Source organism: Runella sp. (assembly GCF_027484545.1).
GTDB lineage: Bacteria > Bacteroidota > Bacteroidia > Cytophagales > Spirosomataceae > Runella.
This window is the reverse complement of sequence record NZ_JAIXST010000138.1, coordinates 1-19,218: the sequence shown is the minus strand read 5'-3', so window position 1 is coordinate 19,218 and position 19,218 is coordinate 1. Positions and strand designations below refer to the sequence as shown.

The 19,218-nt window shown below is 44.2% G+C and carries 15 protein-coding genes; 3 read left to right on the top strand and 12 right to left on the bottom strand.

Annotated elements, in window-relative coordinates; genetic code table 11:
- Positions 1-68 precede the first annotated feature (68 nt).
- From Q0081_RS13000 to Q0081_RS12960, 9 genes are all read right to left on the bottom strand, one after another.
- Positions 69-1,346: an Hsp70 family protein gene (locus tag Q0081_RS13000; protein ID WP_298353893.1), complete on the bottom strand. Its 1,278-nt coding sequence runs from the start codon at positions 1,344-1,346 to the stop codon at positions 69-71.
- A 272-nt stretch (positions 1,347-1,618) separates the two neighbouring features.
- Positions 1,619-3,310 (bottom strand): murein L,D-transpeptidase, encoded by a 1,692-nt coding sequence (locus Q0081_RS12995; protein ID WP_298353890.1) that lies wholly within the window; start codon positions 3,308-3,310, stop codon positions 1,619-1,621.
- A gap of 211 nt (positions 3,311-3,521) precedes the next feature.
- On the bottom strand, positions 3,522-4,943 hold the full coding sequence (locus tag Q0081_RS12990; protein ID WP_298353916.1) for a sulfatase: 1,422 nt from the start codon (positions 4,941-4,943) through the stop codon (positions 3,522-3,524).
- Positions 4,944-5,098: 155 nt separating this feature from the next.
- On the bottom strand, positions 5,099-6,574 hold the full coding sequence (locus Q0081_RS12985; RefSeq protein WP_298353887.1) for an arylsulfatase: 1,476 nt from the start codon (positions 6,572-6,574) through the stop codon (positions 5,099-5,101).
- Positions 6,575-6,709: 135 nt separating this feature from the next.
- A complete protein-coding gene (locus tag Q0081_RS12980) occupies positions 6,710-7,735 on the bottom strand; it encodes a hypothetical protein (RefSeq protein ID WP_409034062.1) in 1,026 nt (341 codons plus the stop codon).
- A gap of 31 nt (positions 7,736-7,766) precedes the next feature.
- Positions 7,767-8,582, bottom strand: coding sequence for an ATP-binding cassette domain-containing protein (locus Q0081_RS12975; RefSeq protein WP_298353884.1), 816 nt, complete (start codon positions 8,580-8,582; stop codon positions 7,767-7,769).
- A gap of 15 nt (positions 8,583-8,597) precedes the next feature.
- Entirely contained in the window at positions 8,598-9,383 is a 786-nt protein-coding gene (locus tag Q0081_RS12970; protein ID WP_298353881.1) for an ABC transporter permease, read from the bottom strand.
- 103 nt (positions 9,384-9,486) lie between these two features.
- Complete coding sequence (locus Q0081_RS12965) at positions 9,487-11,271, bottom strand: phosphate ABC transporter substrate-binding/OmpA family protein (RefSeq protein WP_298353878.1); 1,785 nt, start codon at positions 11,269-11,271, stop codon at positions 9,487-9,489.
- Between the two features lie 165 nt (positions 11,272-11,436).
- Complete coding sequence (locus Q0081_RS12960) at positions 11,437-12,171, bottom strand: hypothetical protein (protein ID WP_298353875.1); 735 nt, start codon at positions 12,169-12,171, stop codon at positions 11,437-11,439.
- A gap of 342 nt (positions 12,172-12,513) precedes the next feature.
- On the opposite strand from Q0081_RS12960, the gene Q0081_RS12955 reads away from it, so the two are divergent.
- The gene (locus Q0081_RS12955; RefSeq protein ID WP_298353872.1) at positions 12,514-14,016 is read left to right on the top strand and encodes an arylsulfatase; all 1,503 of its coding nucleotides are present in this window, start codon (positions 12,514-12,516) and stop codon (positions 14,014-14,016) included.
- A 58-nt stretch (positions 14,017-14,074) separates the two neighbouring features.
- Here Q0081_RS12955 and rpsJ read toward each other — a convergent pair whose 3' ends face one another.
- Together rpsJ and fusA are read right to left on the bottom strand one after the other, a co-directional pair.
- Positions 14,075-14,380, bottom strand: coding sequence for a 30S ribosomal protein S10 (gene rpsJ, locus Q0081_RS12950; protein ID WP_028522456.1), 306 nt, complete (start codon positions 14,378-14,380; stop codon positions 14,075-14,077).
- Positions 14,381-14,543: 163 nt separating this feature from the next.
- The gene (fusA, locus tag Q0081_RS12945) at positions 14,544-16,652 is read right to left on the bottom strand and encodes an elongation factor G (RefSeq protein ID WP_298353863.1); all 2,109 of its coding nucleotides are present in this window, start codon (positions 16,650-16,652) and stop codon (positions 14,544-14,546) included.
- Positions 16,653-16,975: 323 nt separating this feature from the next.
- Here fusA and Q0081_RS12940 point away from each other — a divergent pair, with 323 nt between their 5' ends.
- Both Q0081_RS12940 and Q0081_RS12935 read left to right on the top strand, forming a co-directional pair.
- A complete protein-coding gene (locus tag Q0081_RS12940; protein WP_298353861.1) occupies positions 16,976-17,671 on the top strand; it encodes a DUF6089 family protein in 696 nt (231 codons plus the stop codon).
- A 78-nt stretch (positions 17,672-17,749) separates the two neighbouring features.
- The gene (locus tag Q0081_RS12935; RefSeq protein WP_298353859.1) at positions 17,750-18,142 is read left to right on the top strand and encodes an HIT family protein; all 393 of its coding nucleotides are present in this window, start codon (positions 17,750-17,752) and stop codon (positions 18,140-18,142) included.
- 6 nt (positions 18,143-18,148) lie between these two features.
- On the opposite strand, the gene Q0081_RS12930 is transcribed toward Q0081_RS12935, so the two are convergent.
- Positions 18,149-18,952 (bottom strand): hypothetical protein, encoded by an 804-nt coding sequence (locus Q0081_RS12930; protein ID WP_298353856.1) that lies wholly within the window; start codon positions 18,950-18,952, stop codon positions 18,149-18,151.
- Positions 18,953-19,218: the final 266 nt, after the last annotated feature.

Genomic DNA, 19,218 nt, shown 5'->3' with positions numbered 1-19,218 from the left:
AGAAGAAAATAGTAAAAAGCCGTCGTGTGATTCTATTGCACGACGGCTTTTCGTTGAATGGAGGTTGGCTATTGTATAGCCGAAACCCCTTCCAAAAACTTCCGTTTACTGTCGTAAGCCAATCCGATGCCTACACTGTCCAGTTTGTTCTCTTCCGATATTGTCCCATTCGGGAATAACTCTTTAAACTTTAGTTGTACCGCAGGAATTTCGGTGGAACCACCCGTTAAAATAATCAAGTCAATGTCTTGGCAAAGTATGCCCGCATCGTGTACACATTGCAGGGCTGAGGTCGCAATTTGCTCCACCTCGTCTTTAATAGCTGTTTCAAAAGAATTTTTTGAAGTTTCAACGGCACAGCCCTGCTCCAAAAAGTCGAGGGGGGCCGCATAAGTATCGTGGTAAGTCAGGGCGATTTTAGCGTCTTCGACTGCTCCCAACAAAATATGTCCGCTTTCCTGTTCAAGTAACTTTAAAAGCCGCGAGAGGCGCACCTTATCGTGTGACTCCCCTATATACTGTCGTACCTGCATCAGATTTCTGGGAGTATAGAGTGCATTGACCTTGCTCCATTCCGACAACTCGAAGTAGTATTTATGAGGAACTTGCAGATTCTTCTCTCCGTATGTGCTTCGATAACCCAATTCGGGCATAAAACCAGTTAAGCTCAAATCCTTATCAAAATCATTTCCTCCGAGCCGAATTCCTGTATTGGCTAAAATATCGCCTGCGCGGTCGATTTTATTCAGGTATTTTTTGGATAGGCGAATCACCGTAAAATCAGACGTTCCACCCCCAATGTCCACGACCAGCGCGAGTTTTTCGCCGGTTAGGTGTACCTCATGTGCAAAGGCAGCAGCAATGGGTTCAAATTGAAAATCAATGTATTTGAACCCAATATTCCGGGCAATGGTATGAAGTTCTTCCTGGGCATTTTTATTGCCCAGAGGGTTGTTATCAATGAAATGTACTGGGCGCCCCATCACTACATTCTCGATTTGTTGGTCGGCTACTGCCTCGGCTTTTTCTTTGATGTGCCTGACAAACTGACCAATAATTTTGCTGAAGTTCATGGGACTACCATTGACCAGTGTGCCTTGCTTCATCACTGAAGTTCCCAAAACGCGCTTCAAACTGCGCATTAAACGCCCTTTTTTTCGTTCGAGAAACCAGTTTACCGCTTCTCGCCCGTAGTGAGGGGTGTTGTCAATGCGTTCAAAGAAAATGGCACTTGGAATCGTGGTATGATTCCCCTCAACGGGAACCAACGTGAGACGATTGTCACGGTAAAATGCAATAGTAGAGTTTGACGTTCCGAAATCGACGCCGCAGGAAATCTCCGACATGTGTGTTGTGTTTTTTCTCCAAAAACCTCCTTTGCCGGTGTTCGGTCCGGCTCATAGCAATCGCGGCAGAAGTTTAATTTGTGTTTTTGAAACGGCATTTGGCTTTTGTTTGTTCCATGCCGGGCTGTTTTTTTAAGTAACCCCACCTAAATCCTCCCCTCTGAACTTTTACCTATACTCACGCAGTCGCTCGGCTCTGCCGGGTGACCGCTATTTTTAGGCCTCCGGCCTTTTTTGACGTGAAAATCTATCAAGAAAACAGAAGCAAACGGCTACAAAATCGTTTTCTCTTCCCCAAAAATTTCGGCAGACAGTGTTTTGTCCAGTCCATACAAGTCATTTCTGAAATTTAACTGACCTGTATAGTCTACCCAAGCCGTAAAATAAACAATGTAGACTGGCACGGAAGGGCGCACTGTGATCCATTTTTCTTTTTGCGTAGCCCATACGCTTTCCAATTTTTTTTCATCCCAAGCTGGAGTGTTTTTCAAAAGATGCAATGCCAAGCGCTCAGGTTCAGACACGCGAATACATCCATGACTGAACGCTCTTGCCGTCTCTCCAAAGAGGTTTTTGGAAGGCGTATCGTGTAGATAAATACTGTAATTGTTTGGAAATAAAAATTTTACTTTGCCAAGTGAGTTAGTCTTGCCCGGTTTTTGCCGTATGGTATACGGAATATTCTTTTTGTAAGAATTCCATTTAATCGAATACGGATTGAGTACTTTATCTCCCGATACCACTTCCATATTGTTGCGAGCCAGATAGCCCGGGTTTTGCTTTAAGCGCGGTAACATTTCATTGTTGATGATGTTGTTGGTGACCACCCAATAGGGATTCAGTACGACGTTGGAAAGGTTTCCTTTAAAAATACTCGTTTTAGTTGCTTCTTTGCCTACTACCACATTGCACATCCACGACTGAACGCTGTTTTCAAACACATGCAGTTTAAATTCGGGAATATTGACTAAGAGCATATTGGGCTCGATTTCGTCAGGCACCCACCTCAATCGCTCCATGTTGAGCATGATTTGCCGGATTCTAAAACTAACGGGACGATTGAGTTCGGTAGCAGTATTGGCGTCTATTTTTCCATTTTCGGCCAATCCCATGCGGTGTTGAAAGCGTCTGACCGCCATCGCCAATGAATCTGTAAAGATAGCCGTGCTGTCAAACTCTTTTAAATCGCCCATGAGTACCAGCGTTTTCTTCACTTCAATGAGCGAAGAATCGCTATCCTCTTTTTTCAATGCTTTCTTGGGAACATCAATGCTGCCCCAACCGCCCTGTTTTTCAATGCCCCGGTAGATACGCAGTTTGTCTTTTAACAAAGTGTAATACCGATTCACCGGTTCGCGTATGGTGCTTCCCTTGGTCGAAACCAAGGTATCAAGTAAGGCTTGGTAATCTTTCTTTTTTCGGGGAATGAACCATTCCAAATCCAGCGGATTTTTGACGGTTCCAGTGAAGGCTTTGTTGGTATAATTGAAAAAAGAAGTGGTGAGCAAAAGCTCTAACTTCTGCACTCGTTGTGGGTCGGTCAAAAAAGCTTTGCCCACCGTTTTGGCTTCTAAAAGCAAGGAGTCTATCTCTGCGTTGTAGAGGCTGCTGTCGGCAAAGTCGCTGATGTAGGCTTCCCGTTGACTATTGTAACTTAGAGCGGCATTCGTAAGGGTATTTTCGCTAAACCAAGCATATTGATACGCTCTTTTTCGGTAAAATTCACTCACGTCTTTTTGAATACTGTCGGCCACCAAATGTAACCGATAGAAAGTTGCCAACGCGGCGCTGTCCAAAACAAGGTTAGTATAGTTTTTCTTTGAATAAATGCTCGAATCAGGAGCAAAAGCCATCTGAACTTCTTCTTTTTGGCGAAATTGGTAGTAGACTACTGCACTGATCAGGGCCAAAATTCCCGTACCAATAGCGATATGCGGCCAATATTTTTTGAGGTTTTGTTTCATTCGGGGATTGTTTGCTTCCGTGGCAAATCTAATCATTTCCGCTTTGAAGAAAGGGTTAATAGAGAAATCCTTCCCAAATCATTCCTTCAAATAACGTAGTTTTGGATAATTCCGCTCGGTTGAAAAGTGGCAAAAGCTTTACTATTTTTAAAGTATGGTTTGAAAATAGTAAAGCTTTTTTCAAACCATACTTTGATTTTTTACTGGATAACTACTTTATTACGCCACTCAATCGCACGTTTTTACCTGTACGTTTGGTAATGTCATCGCCTAAATCTTCGCGGGCTTCTTCGACTACTTTTTGGAGTTCGGCCAAAATGTCCGGATAAATTTCTTTCACGTCGTAGCGTTCGGCTGGGTCGCGGCGGAGGTCATACAATGCCAATGGGAAAGGGTTATTTTCGGGTGCTTTTCCAGGAAATCCATCATTGCTGGGTACTTGCCCTTCGTAGGTGCGTCCTTCGTGTGGTAAAACGAGTTTCCAATCATCGCGACGAACGGCTTCGAGGTTGTTGCGACGGTAGTAATAGTAGAAGTATTTGCGCGGTGCCGCGTCCATATCTCCTTTCAAAAGCGGCAGAATATCCACGCCATCAATCTTCTTTGCAGGAAGTTTGGTGCCGCAGATGTTGGCAATCGTAGGCAATAAATCAATCGTAGAAGTGAGTTTATTACAAATGATTCCTTCGGGCGTAACGCCTTTCCAACGAACAAGGCACGGTACGCGTTGCCCTCCTTCAAAACTCGTTCCTTTGCCTTCTCTTAAGCCACCCGACGATCCCGCATGATTGCCAAAATTGAGCCAAGGGCCGTTGTCGCTCGTAAAAATCACCACGGTATTTTTATCTAAACCACTTTCCTTGAGGGTTTTCATAATTTCGCCCACCGACCAATCAATTTCCATCAATACATCTCCGTACGTCCCTTGTTTGCTTTTACCCTTAAATTTGGCCGAAGCTGCAATAGGCACGTGCGGCATAGAATGGGGGAGATACACAAAAAAGGGTTCTTTTTTGTGTTTTTTGATAAAACTCACGGCGCGTTCGGTATAAATTCCCGTTAGCTTCGCTTGGTCGTCGAGGGTTTTGATTTCTTGCAGTGTATCGCTGTTGTGCAAAAGTGGCAAAAAAGGGTTTCTCTTTCTGCGGTTGGTATCAGCCGTAGGCTTACCATCATAGCCAACTGGCCACATGTCGTTGGAGTAAGGAAGACCTACGTATTCGTCAAATCCCTGTTTGGTAGGCACAAATTCGGGTCGGTCACCTAAATGCCATTTGCCAAATATACCCGTGGAGTATCCTTTTTCTTTCAACAGTTCTGCGATGGTCGTTTCGTCGGGGTTCAAACCGACTTTGGCATTGGGAAATAAAGCCCCCGAAATACCGACCCGATTGGGATAACAACCCGTCATCAAAGCGGCGCGTGAGGCGCTACAAACGGCTTGTGCCGATAGAAAATTAGTAAAGCGGACACCTTCCGATGCCAATTTGTCGAGGTTGGGCGTACGGTATTGCAGTGCTCCGTAGCAGCTCAAATCACCGTAGCCCAAGTCGTCCATAAAAATCAGAATGATGTTGGGAGGAGTGGCTTTGGGGGCTTCTTTCAACGGCAAAAACTGAAATGCCGAAATCATTGAAAGGATAAAAAAACTAAGGAGGAAGGCAGAGGTTTTTTTCATGATAAAAATCAAATAGAACGCTGATTTTTAAGATGGTTATGATTGATGATGTTTTATCATAACAAATCATTAAAATCATACACAATCAGCGTTACAATAAAAGGTTAAGATTACTTCTTTACTTCAAATTTAGGATATATAAATTCCCATTCCTGGACGTGCGAGGGACGATGTTCGCGCTTAACAATTTCGTCAAATTCTTTCGCGAGTTCGGGGTGAGCCGCCGCAAGGTTGTTGCGCTCGCCGAGGTCGTCTTTTAAATTGTAAATTTCCCAAGTTGCGGCAGGATTGGCTTTTACATTTCGTTTTACCCCTTTCCAATCTCCTTTCCGAATCGCCAATTGACCTCCGTTTTCGGGGTATTCAATGTAGAGATACTCGTGTTGTTTTTGCGTGTTTTTGTTGAGTAACGTAGGCAAAAAAGAAACTCCGTCGGTAGGATAGGCAGGTTTCACGTTCAGTAATTCGGCACATGTTGCCATCACATCGTATTGCGCCGAAATGTGGTCGGTAGTTTGTCTAGCTTTGATTTTATTTTTCCAATACGCAATCATCGGAATGCGGATTCCCCCTTCATAGACCTCCATTTTCAAACCGCGCAATTTGCCTACACTTTCAAAAAATGGAGCATCTACCTGTTTGACGAACGTTGCTCCGTTATCGCTCGAAAACATAATTATTGTATTTTCTTCCAATCCCTGTTTCTTTACTAAATCCCAAATGATACCCACCTGTTTGTCCAAATAAGAAATCATGGCGGCATAAGTCGAATAAGGATAACGCGTTGATGCATAGCCTCCCTGCCCCCGATACGGTTTTTCTTCAAACTGTCCGATGTATTCTTTCACCGCTTCGGCAGGCGCTTGGAGCGAAACGTGGGGCAGTGTATAAGGCAGGTACAGGAAGAAGGGTTTGTTCTTGTTTTCAGTAATAAAGCCTGTGGCTTCTTCCGTCATTTTATCAATGGCGTATTCTTTCCCAACGTAATATTCATAGTTTTCATCGCCTTCTGCCATGGGTTTATGAACTCGGATAAACGGATTGTTGAGCGGCACTTTTTCCCCGTTTTTCCAAAGGTGAGTAGGATAGAAATTATGAGATTGTTTCTGGCAGAGTAGCCCATAGAAGAAATCAAAGCCCTGTTGATTGGGATTGCCTGTTGTATTGGCCATTCCCATTCCCCACTTGCCAATGGCACCTGTTTTGTAGCCCGCTTTCTGAAAAAGATGCCCCAACGTGAAAGCTCCTTCATTGAGTGGCATTTGACCGCCTTCTTTGTCATCTTCAAAACCACCCAATTCGTAATTTCCTCGAATGTAGGTATGTCCTGTATGGCGGCCGGTCATGAGTCCGCAGCGGGAGGGAGCGCATACGGGGGCAGAAGAATAGTGTTGGGTAAAACGCAATCCTCCCGCCGCCAAGCGGTCCAGATTGGGCGTTTTTATCTTCTTTTGACCATAGCAACCCAGTTCGCCGTAGCCCAAATCATCGGCAAAAATGTAAATGACGTTGGGTTTTGTACTTGCCTTTTGGGCCTGACCTACGAAAGAGTAAAGAAGAAAAGCTAAAACTGGCAGGTATCGCATGATGGAAAGCGGTAATGATATTGAATTGAACCCCTTTTTTAATGAAAGAAAAAAAATGCCAAAATCTATGCTAATCAAAAATAACAAAGCCTTAGACTCATGGTCAAAGGCTTTGTAAATGGAAAATGATTGGAATTATTTTAACCCTAACAGAAATCCAATGGTAAAGTTGGCATCCCAGTCAAAAACAAATTGCTTGCAACCGGTAGCGTCGGCGATGGCTTTGTAAATATTGCCGCCGGCTTTTGATTTTGCTTTGTCCAATTTATAGGCTTCTGCCGCTTTCAGCACGGTGTAACGTTCATCTCCCTTGCGCACTTCTTTTGCCAAATCGGAAGGAACGCCGCCAATGATAAAGCAGATTTCCCGTTGGGAAGTTGGTACCTGTTTGGCTTTGGCTCCTACTTCTTCATAAACGCCGTCGGCGGTTGTGCCGTTTTCGTAGTATTTAGCTCCGTAGGTTTCCAATGTTTTTATGTAACCCCCTTCTGACCAAGCGATTTTAGTGTTTCCCGAGCCAATGTCAGCAAAGAAACCTTTATTGATATAGGGTTCAGGCATCGTACATTTGAGTCCTAAGGTTCCTTCTAATTCAGGCGTTACCGTATTGACCAAGTAGCCCATATCCTTCAAAACTTTAATGATTTTCTGAGTCACCTCGGCTTTTTGAGCGCCGGAACTTACCACAAAATGGATATTTTTTCCGCTCACTCCGTTGTCAATCATGCTGCTGATGTATTTTTTGAGGCCGATGCGAATATCGTAATCAGTGGCCATATTTTCCATCACCATACTGTTGCCAAACTCTTTCTTCTCAACTTTCCAGTTTTTGCCTTTGTCAATCGTAACAACAAACGAGTTGAAACCACTGGCGCCGAGTTCTACGACACCTTTCAGCGTACCGTCTACGGGTTCAGGGGCTGTGTATGAAAATGCCGTGCCTTCAGTGCCTGTGGCCGAAGATTCGCTGCTGGCTGTATTGTCGTCAGTAGCTGCGCTTTCAGTGCTGGTACTTGATGGGCCCCCTTCTGGCGTTTTCGTTGATATTATGGACGTTACTTTGTCTTTAGTAGAATCGGGGCCAAAGTAGTAATAACCTGCTCCGAGTATGGCAGCTATTACTAAAATCAAGCCAATTTTTCCTGCTCCTGTTAGATTCATAATTGTGATTGGTTAGTGAATATCAATTCGGTTAGCTTGCCAATATCTTCTTTTTTATGTCATGTACCAAATCAATATGTTCTTTGCCGTACGATTGCCAGGCCAATCCCAACGTTTTGAGGTCAAAAGCACTCACAATGGTACCTATCTGCTTGTCTTCCGAGGGAAAACCAATAACGTAGATTTTGTCAGCCAACTCGACAGCCAATTCAATGTCATGGGTCGAAAAGATAATCGTACTTAGCTCATGCGAAGCATTCACCAGGCGAAGCATGGATTTTACGTCTTCCACATTACCTACATCCAATCCGGAAAAGGGTTCATCCAATACCAAAAAATAGCCCGATGAAAGAATTTGCGACAAAATCGCTGCTCGCTGCCGTTGCCCGCCCGAACAGTGGCCCGGGTATTGGTCTTTTGCTTTTTCGAGCCCCCATTTCGAGAGCAATTCCATGACCCGCCCATGAATCTCCGACTCGGGAGTGCTGCCTTTTTGAGCCGCTAATTTAAGTTGATTGTACAGTGTTAAGTGACGAAATAACGTATATTTCTGATCCACAAAACCAACATCGCCCTCCTTTACTTCGATGGGTTTGTTGGCCTCGTCGCTTGGAATGAGGATACGGCCCTTTGTCGGTTTTCGTAACCCTGTTATTGCTTTGAACAGCGTTGATTTCCCCCTTCCCGAACGCCCTACGACCGCAATCATTTGTCCTTGGTTATGTCCGTCGCGGATTACGTCATGCTCTTCCATGGTCACATTTTCGATAATGGGTTTATCGCCAATCGTAACTGAGACATTGTCTACCAGCAATACCGTTCCGCCTAATTTGTATTCGTGTTTCATAAGTGTGATAAGGTACTACTTCTGCGTACGGTTTACGTAAGGAAAAGAATAACGCAACTCGGATAAAAGATAATCCAGTAAAATTCCAATCAATAAAATCACCAATTGTGCTGCAAAAATGCGTCCGTGATTGGCGTAGCGGTCGGCGTTCTTGATGATGGTTCCCAAGCCTCCTGCCGACATCACAATACTTTCAACGGTGACAAGCATCATCCAAACGATGGCAAGATTTTGGCGTAAAATTTCGATGGCATAATCAATTCTACCTCTGATAATAACGTGCCAGAGTACTTCCCAGCGGTTCATTTTAAGGCTTCGGGCGTGGTCAAATTCCTCTTCTGGAATGTCGGCAATGACGCTCAACAGCGACGTAACAAAATAAACGGACATAAAAATAACCAACACACCTACCTGCATTGCCCGCCCTGAACTAATCAGGGGTGAAGTGGCCAAATAGAAAGTAATTCCGGTAAGCGGCAAATAGCGAAATTTGCTAATGCCTTGAATAACAGGACGAAATAAGGGTAACGTAGAAAGATAAGCCAGCGGTAAGCTAACCAGCAAAGCCCAGAACGTAGCCTGTGCACAAAGGCTCAAACTGCTCATAATGTGCGGGACAAGCCCTTCTTGGTATTCTTCACCCAAGCCCGTTAAGACAGATTGAGGCGAAGGAAGAAGATGTTTTTGTCCTGTGGTAGAAAGGTACCAAAAGCCAATGACGGCCACTAACCAAAAGGCAATCAGCGCCATATTGTGAGGCGCTTTCATTACCTCAAACGGAGTAATTATTTTTTTGAACATGGATTTAGGGGAGAAGCCAGGAGCGTGAAGTCAGGACGGGGCCGCCCGTGCGGTGAGAAAGTAATTTTTATACTCTTCACTTCTGACTACTCGCTCCTGACTCCTAATTTTTAATTACAATCTCAACACGACGGTTTTTAGCGCGGCCTTCGGGAGTGTCGTTGTCTTCAATCGGGTCGCTTTGTCCTTTGCCCTGTACCGCTTGGAAACGATTTTCGGGGATCCCGCGTGATTTTAACCATGCTTTTACGGCTTTGGCGCGTTCCTGAGACAGTGCGTCGTTAGCGGCGGCGTTACCGGTATTATCGGTGTGGCCATACACTTCAATTTTACCGCTTTCCGCTTCTACCAACAGGTTCAAAATCGTTTGCAACGTCTTGTAAGAATTGGTCATAATCTCAGAATTTCCGGTGGCAAAACTGATTTGCCAAGAACCTTTTCCTACCAAAGAAGAAGCGGTACGGTCGTAATTGGCCGTAGTGGCCGTTCCTTCGTCAATACCCGTAATTCCTGAAAGATACGTCAAATTCATCACCTCCGCATAGGTCGTAATTTTCTTTATGTTATCGTTGAATCCCGCAGGATTTAGGTCTTTCAAGTAGTTGGAAACTTGGTTGTATACTTTTTCGTAACGAGACGATTCGCCTTCTTTCAAACCAAAGTACATTTTGTTGTCGGCCAAGTTCATCACCTGTGAGCCACCGACATTGATGGGCAAGCCGTTTTTAGTTTCGGAATACCCTTTAAACATCTTGTACCAAAATTCAGGTGTTTCGGAGGCAAAGGTTTTTGCCACGGCACCGGATGCAAACTTTCCCCATTCGTCGTATTGCTTGATTTGATTACTGGCTTCCAACGAAGATTTCAGAATTCCAGTCACTACCTCGGGGTGTTTTTTGCACCATTCGTCTGGCATAATGAGTACGCAAGGCATCTGATTATTAAACTCTTTGGTCGAAATAATGTCAGTCACGCCCGAAAGTTCATCAAAAATCATTTTATCGGCAGGCGTCCAAGTGGAACAACCGTCAATTTTTTTCTTAATGGTCTCGCCCGTTGGTTTGCCATTTTTTACCACTTTCAACTCATACTCTAAACCCTGTTTTTGAGAAGTGATAAATTCCTTGGCGGCCTCCACGAAGTCGTCATTTTTGGCGGCTTTGAAGTTGAGCGCATCCGGGTCGTACGTATTGGGGTCGGGGTTGACTTTAATGCCGTTAATAGCTGCCCAGTTGACTGCCACTACCCAGTCGCCGTCACCGATTACCGTTGCGATGTAAGCACCTTTGGCGGCTTGCGGATTGAGTTTCCAGGCCACCGGCCCGATGAGCTTGTCTTCACCCACTGATTTTCCCAAGGCACCCACGATTTTCAGGTTGTATTTTCCTTTGCCGTATTTTTCATCCAACGCCTGTTGGGTAGAAGAAATGTAGAAAGGAGCACCGTCACCCATGATCATAATTCCCGCGCTGCCCTCGGTGGGGATGTCTTTTCCTGTGTCAAAGGATTCGATGAATTTCATCTGATTGTTACGGAGTTCCGACAGCCAGTCCTGACGCGTCAGCGACAGATTGACTCCGTTTTTCTCCATCAGTGAGCCTGCTGTTGTTTTTGCCCCACCGTTGGCGGCAATGATTCCCGATTGAGCATTCCACGCATAGCCTGAAATATTGACCAGTGGCTTACCGGCCGTTGAAGCACTTTCGGAGGGTAAGTCCAGTTTAGCGGACGTGGTGGTCACGTTTACGTTGTCGTTTTGAACGTCAATCGTCGAAACACTTTTTGATTCGGCAATTTTCAGTTCGGGGCCCAAGTAATAATACAAAGCCCCCGCTGCCACTGCTAACAGAACAATGATGGCAACTTTTCCTGCACCTGTTAATTTCATTTGTTTTTAATAGTTAAGGTTAATTTTTAGAAATGCCGATGCGGCACTGATTTAAATGGACTGTCGCCTCAGACAGATAGTTGCCGCGCCATTTATGGCGTGCATAAAGATGATTTTTTGCTATTTTGAGGGCTTTAGCCCTTTGACCACAGTATCCATTATTATTTAAGCGGATATGTACTGTTTGATACCGTTTTCAATCAATGTTATTTCGCCCGCTACGCCCTCTTTTGCCGTGACAGTGGCTTGAATTTTTTGCTCAATTTCCACAAGCTTGTCGGTAAACTTGCTGTCAATTCCATTCAGGGCCGCTATTTTTTCGGCTTGCATTTTTTCTAAATTGGCAATTTCCTGCTTCAATTTAGTGATTTGCTGCTCAAGGTTGGAAGCTTCGTTGTTCAACTGTTTTTGCTCCTTATCCTTCTCCGCATTTAACGCCGTTTTCTTTTGTTCCCCCGCACTTACGGTCGCTTCAAAAGCTTTCTGTAATTCGCTCTTGTAAAAATTTGCTGACTCCAACAAAAACTGCTGATTGCAATTGGGATTCAGGAGTTTAGCTCCTTCGTAGGCCGTCTTGAAATGCTCCACCGAAGGATTGCTGCTCGTGCGGAGAAGCATCAGCGAAAACTCGTAAAAGTCGAATCCGGGCTGGTTTTTTTCCTCCAATATTTTCCGAAACCGGTTCCGTAAGTCATCCACAAAATCGTTGGAGGCAGGTGGAGTAAAAACGGGAGCGTTGATGGTCGTTGAGGAATTTTTTCCTGCAAAGGATGGGGTAGGGGAAGTTGATGGCGGAGGTGTAGAAGTAGTTGGTTTTGTTTCTTCGTCCATGACCACAAAAACGCCTGCCAAATCGCGAAGCCAGCCGCCCATTTTATTTTTTTGAGGTTCTTCTGCCACTGTGGTAAAAAGTTTAATGTGTAATTAAGTTAAGAACTTTGTTCTATGAAACGGAAAGTTATAAAAACGCTCGTAATTAGGACATAAAGGTAGAGAAGAATTTATTTTGAGGTAGAGTAGAGTACAAGAGCGGTTCAAAATAAGGCCGACCAAGGCGGTTTTTGGGATGAAGTTTTTAAATAGCACACAGATGAAACGGATTGAACTGATTTAAACTGATTTTTTATGAATTTATCTGTGTTGACCCGTTAAATCAGTTAAACCAGTGTGCTATTATTTTTTATAATAAATCTAAAAAAGGAATCTTTGCTATTTTTGCCCTCCTTTAACCATTTTCAAATTATGAATAGACTTATTTGCTTCTCTTTGGCGCTGGCATTTTTTACAAATACCGTTCTTAGTCAAACCGCGCGTCCCAACGTCATTATCATTTATGCCGATGACTTGGGCTACGGTGATGTAAGTTGCTACGGAGCCAAAAAAGTGGCTACTCCCCACATTGATAAATTGGCAAAAGCAGGGACTCGTTTTACCAATGCCCATACCACTTCCGCTACCTGCACACCTTCGCGCTACTCCATGCTCACGGGTGAATACGCTTGGCGCAAACCGGGCACGGGCGTAGCCACAGGCGATGCGGCGGCGTTGATCTTGCCTGGACGAAGTACATTGCCGTTGGTGTTTCAAAAAGCGGGGTACAAAACGGGTGTCGTAGGGAAGTGGCATTTGGGTTTGGGCCCGCAGAGAGGCCCGGATTGGAACGGAGAGATCAAGCCAAGTCCCTTGGATATTGGTTTTGATGAATCGTTTATCATGGCCGCCACCGGCGACCGTGTACCCTGTGTGTACGTAGAAAACCGTCGAGTGGTCAATCTGAATCCCACCGACCCGATTAAAGTAAGTTTTAAAGACCCCGTCGGTAACGAACCCACGGGCCGGGCTAATCCTGAACTGCTGAAAATGAAGCATTCGCACGGCCACGATTTTACGATTATCAACGGCATTGGTCGCATTGGGTACATGACGGGCGGAAAATCGGCGCGTTGGAAAGACGAGGACATGGCCGATATTTTTACCGAAAAAGCCGTGTCATTCATTGAAAAACACCAAACAGAGCCTTTCTTTCTATATTTTTCTACGCAGGACATTCACGTTCCGCGCGTTCCAAATCAACGGTTTGTGGGGAAAAGCGGTATGGGCCCGCGCGGTGATGTGATTCTGCAATTGGACTGGACGGTAGGCCAAGTCATGCAAGCCCTTGACCGGCTGAATCTTACCAAAAATACCCTCGTTATTTTCTCCAGCGACAACGGCCCCGTCGTAGACGATGGCTACCAAGACCAAGCAGTAGAACTCCTCAACGGCCACACGCCCGCCGGCTCATTGCGGGGAGGCAAGTACAGCGCCTTTGATGCCGGTACCCGCGTGCCGTTCATTGTGCGTTGGCCCGGGCAGGTGAAAGCGGGAGTTTCTAACGCGTTAGTGAGCCAAATTGATTTATTGGCCTCCTTTGCCGCATTAACCAACCAAAAATTTGATTCCGCCACCGCGCCCGATACCAAAGACTATTTAGCGGCGCTGTTGGGCAAAGACAAAAAAGGCCGTGATTATTTGATAGAGCACGCCGGTATATTTTCCATCATCAAAGGCGATTGGAAATACATTGAGCCGAGCAACCGCGCCAAAAAAAGCATTGAAACCAATACTGAATTGGGTAATGACCCGCAGCCGCAGTTGTATAATCTGGCCAAAGACATTGGCGAAAAAAATAATGTGGCGGCGGCTAATTGGGAAAAAGTGAAGGAGTTGGAGGGGTTGTTGAAAGGGGTAAAAGAAAGAAAATAGTACAACAAAAGCCGACCTCTTTCGAAGTCGGCTTTTGTTTTTAGGAAACCCAATGTAATTAAACTTTGATTTCAACATCAACGCCACTTGGCAATTCAAGTTTCATCAGAGCATCTACCGTTTTAGCGCTTGACGAGTGAATGTCGATCAGACGCTTGTAGGTGCAAAGTTGGAATTGCTCACGTGATTTTTTGTTCACGTGGGGTGAGCGCAATACTGTGTAGATTTGCTTCTCTGTAGGCAATGGAATCGGGCCGCTTACCACAGCACCCGTTGATTTCACCGCTTTCACGATGCGGTCAGCCGATTTGTCCACCAAATTGTGGTCAAATGACTTGAGCTTGATACGAATCTTTTGGTTCATTATTACTTTGTTGGCTCCGGTTGATTTTAAATTACCCCATCGAAAGAGCCATTTTCTCCGATAGGAAATATTTTTATGTTTTTGATTTACGGTTTACTGTTTGTGGTTTACAGTTTATTGTGAATAACCGTAAACCTATAAAGCCAAAACTGTAAACTTAAATTTAGCCTTTTGATTTTGCAATAACGGTTTCGGCCAAGTTGTTTGGCAAGAACTCGTAGCGTGCGAAAGTCAAGTTGGCAGTAGCACGACCCGAAGACATGGTACGAAGGTCGGTAATGTAACCAAACAACTCAGACAAAGGCACATCGGCTTTGATAACCTGTGCACCCGCACGTGAGTCCATCCCTTTCATAATACCACGACGGCGGTTTAAGTCACCCGTGATAGGTCCGGTGTATTCTTCCGGTGACAATACTTCAACGGCCATGATGGGCTCCAACAATCTTGGCCCTGCTTGACGCGCGGCTTCTTTGAAACCAATCTTTGCCGCCAACTCGAACGAAAGTGAGTCGGAGTCAACATCGTGGAAAGAGCCGTGGAAAAGGCGTACTTTCATGCTTTCTATCTGATAACCGGCTAACGGCCCATTGATCATTGCTGCTTCAAAACCTTTTTGCACAGGTTGGATAAATTCGCGAGGAATAGCACCACCTACGACCTGATTTACAAACTGTAGCCCTTTTTTTGCCTCCTGACCTTCTTCATTGTCATCGCGCGGCCCGATTTCAAACAAAATATCGGCAAACTTACCACGACCACCCGTTTGCTTCTTATACACTTCGCGGTGTTCAAAGGTTTTGGTCAATGATTCTTTATAAGCTACCTGTGGCGCACCTTGGTTTACTTCTACTTTGAACTCACGACGCATACGGTCAATGATGATTTCTAAGTGAAGTTCACCCATCCCTTTGATAATGGTTTGACCGGTTTCCTCATTGGACTCAACCTGCAAGGTTGGGTCTTCTTCGATCAATTTACCAATCGCTTTCGAGAAGTTGTCTTGATCGGCGGTTTTCTTAGGTTCAATCGCGTACCCAATTACTGGATCTGGGAAAACCATTGATTCCAGAATGATTGGGTGTTTCTCATCAGAAAGGGTATCACCCGTTTTGATGTCTTTAAAACCTACAACTGCCCCAATATCACCAGCCTCTAAACGCTCGATTGCGTTTTGCTTGTTGGCGTGCATTTGGAAAATACGAGAAATACGTTCTTTGTTTTCTGAACGGTTGTTCAACACATAAGAACCTGATTCCAATACACCCGAATACGCACGGATAAAGCACAAGCGGCCTACAAAAGGATCGGTAGCGATTTTGAACGCCAACGCTGAGAAAGGTTCTTTAACACTTGGTTGACGAGAAATTTCAGCTCCTGTATTAGGATCAGTTCCTTTGATGCTTTCTTTGTCCAATGGTGAAGGCAACAACGCCATCACGTAATCAAGCATGGTCTGGACGCCTTTGTTTTTGAAAGAAGAACCACAAAGCATGGGAACAACTTTCATCGCAATGACTGATTCACGTAAAGCAGCCAGTATTTCAGCTTCCGTAATAGAAGCCGGATCCTCGAAGTATTTTTCCATCAAGGTGTCGTCAAACTCGGCAACTGCTTCGAGCAATTTCTCGCGCCATTCCGTTGCTTCTTCGAGCATATCGTCCGGAATAGGTACTTCTTGGAAGGTCATTCCTTTGTCATGCTCGTTCCAGACCATTCCACGGAAGTTCACCAAATCAACTACTCCTTTGAAGTTCTCTTCAGAACCAATGGGTAATTGAAGGGGTACTGCATAGCTGCCCAACATTTCTTTTACTTGCGTACAAACACCCAAAAAATCTGCGCCTGAGCGGTCCATTTTGTTGACGAAGCCCAACCGAGCTACGTTATAGTTGTTGGCCAAACGCCAGTTGGTTTCTGATTGTGGTTCTACCCCATCAACGGCACTGAACAAAAATACAAGACCATCTAATACGCGAAGTGAGCGGTTTACTTCTACTGTAAAGTCAACGTGGCCTGGCGTGTCAATAATGTTGATGTGGTATTTTTCGTTTCTATACGTCCAATCTACGGTAGTAGCAGCTGAGGTAATAGTGATACCGCGCTCCTGCTCCTGCGCCATCCAGTCCATCGTTGCAGCACCGTCGTGTACTTCGCCGATTTTATGGCTTACCCCTGCGTAATAAAGAATTCGCTCTGTTGTGGTGGTTTTACCAGCATCAATGTGAGCAGCTATCCCAATGTTTCTTGTGAATTTTAAATCACGTGCCATGGTTGATTGTGATTGTTATTGAATCTGTTAAGTCTAATTGCTTAATAAAAAAGGGGGCTGATTTTAGCACACCCCTGAAAATCAGAGCGCAAAATTACAGGTTTTGTCTTGAAAAAACAAACTTAGATTTGTACAAAATTTAGAGTATGTTCTATAAAGCACTTTTTTAACATGTACTTATTGTAGATAGATTCTGTAGATTTTGGTATTGTTTTTGCTCATAAACTTCTGTTTTACCATTCAAAAAATTTTTTCTCTCACTGATTTATATGAGAATACAGTTACCGGAAATGAAACATAAGCTGCATCAAATGTTAATTCTAATGCTCGTTATGATATTGACAGGAGCAACTCTTCATGCGCAGTCGCGTTGGGAGGCTGGTGTAGGAGTAGGGGGAGTAGGGTATTTGAACAAACAGGATCTTTTGTCAAAAGAATTTCATGCGGGGATAAGCGGTCACGTTCGAAAATACCTAAATGATTTTATTGCTTTGTGTTATAATTTTCAAGTTGGGCGGCTTTGCGGTCGAGATAGTCATTATCCTGACCGTCGTTCCCGCAATTTAATGTTTGAATCGCGGTTTATGGAAAATGCATTACTGGTAGAATGGGATTTTTATAACATCAATCCGGTGTTCTACCGTCAGCGGTATGGATTTCAGTCTATTTTTTCACCGTATTTTTTTACAGGAATTGCTCTTATTTACAACAATCCAGAACCAACTTTTAAGGATACCCAAACACCTTATACCTGGATTCAAGAAGGAATTGATATAGACCAGAATGCCCGTTATCCTCACTCGCACATTGCCTTTCCAATTGGAGCTGGTATCAAATATGATTTATCACCCGAGTGGACACTTGGACTTGAGATTACGTTTCGTATTGCCACTACTGACTATTTAGATGGTATCAGTTACTCGGGAAATCCTAAACGAAACGATGCTTACCAAATGGCAAACCTCCATCTTACCCGACGTTTAGGGTTAAGTGCGATGAAGATTCGCCGAAAATGGTGAGAATATTTTTTGTCATACTGTCTTTTGCTTTTGTTTGTATATTGCCTTCTAAAATACACTACTTTTTACTTCATTTTTATGCCATCTATATTTACTCGTATCGTTAATGGAGAAATCCCCTGTCATAAAATCGCTGAGACAGAAGAGTTTTTAGCTTTTTTAGACGTGTTTCCCTGCGCACCCGGCCACACGTTGGTTATTCCCAAGCAGGAGATTGATTATATTTTTGACTTGGACGATGCGCTCTATGCAGGTTTGATGCAATTTTCAAAAAAAGTAGCCGCTGCCGTTGAGCAAGCCGTTCCCTGCAAACGCATCGGCATCGCTGTTATAGGTTTAGAAGTGCCTCATGCGCACGTACACCTGATTCCGATGAACAGCATGGCAGATATGAACTTCAACAATAAACTCAAAATGAGTCAGGATGAATTGGCAGAAATAGCCGAAAAAATCAGGAAACAGCTGAGTTGAGAAACCCTATTTGCAATCGGGGTAAGTAAATGTCCGACTGTAGGTAGAAATGCCCGAACCGTCTAAAAATTTGGTGAGCGATTGTTCCGTCAGCGGAAAGCCGGTAGTGTTATACGTATAGGTATAGGTAATTTCAGTAATTGCTTTTCCCGCTTCGTATTCGGTACGTTTTCCAGCATTACCGCCTGCACTGGTGGTAAAAAGCGGGAATTTGATGTAGTCGGCATAATATTCCAATACATTGACCGACCAGCCTTTGAACGAGTCATACAACGATTTTTTGTTGTCATAGCCACTCAGCACAATACGATAAAGTTCCCGGTTGGTGCTTGCGTTCACAGTGAGGGTCTCCGTGATATTTCCTTGACTGTCGCGTTTAATGGTGGTTTGTACCCCTTTCGAGTCCGTAATTTTGGTGATACGCAGGTTGTCATCCGTCTCAAAGTTAAGGGTATAATTGACATAGGCGGATTCATTGGTCTTGACCACGGTTAGACGGGTTAAAGCTCCTTTGGAATTGTATTCCAATTTTTCTTCCACATCGGCATCGACCACCTTTACCAACCGGCTGTTTTCATACGTATATTGGATAGTTGCGGCGGGTTTTAACTGACCTGTAGCGTTGTCTTTAACCGAGACGTTCAATGCTTCCGGTAATCCACTCGCACTGTATTGATACTCCAATTTATAGGCATTGTTGACGCCAGTTTCACTGCCGATATTGCAGGCAGGAGTAGTGACGGGAGCAGGTGCCTTCTCTTTACAGGAAAAAACAAGCAGCAAAGACAAAAAAAGAATCGTTCTCTTCATGGTGCAAAGTTAGATGTATCAGTCTTTAACAACGCAAAAATGGAGAGTTTTCGCTTTTTAGCAAAGAAGTTTTTTTAACGGAAGTCCGTTCTGTTACCCGCTGAGGCTTACAAAGAAGGAGATTGACGACTGTGAACAGGTTGAAGGTTTATGGTGTACCCCATTAATTGGACAAAATAGTTAATACTTTATAAGTGTATTATGGTTTAGTTAATATTGTACTATTTTTAGTTATTGGCAGTCGTTCATTGAAAACTTGATTTGGT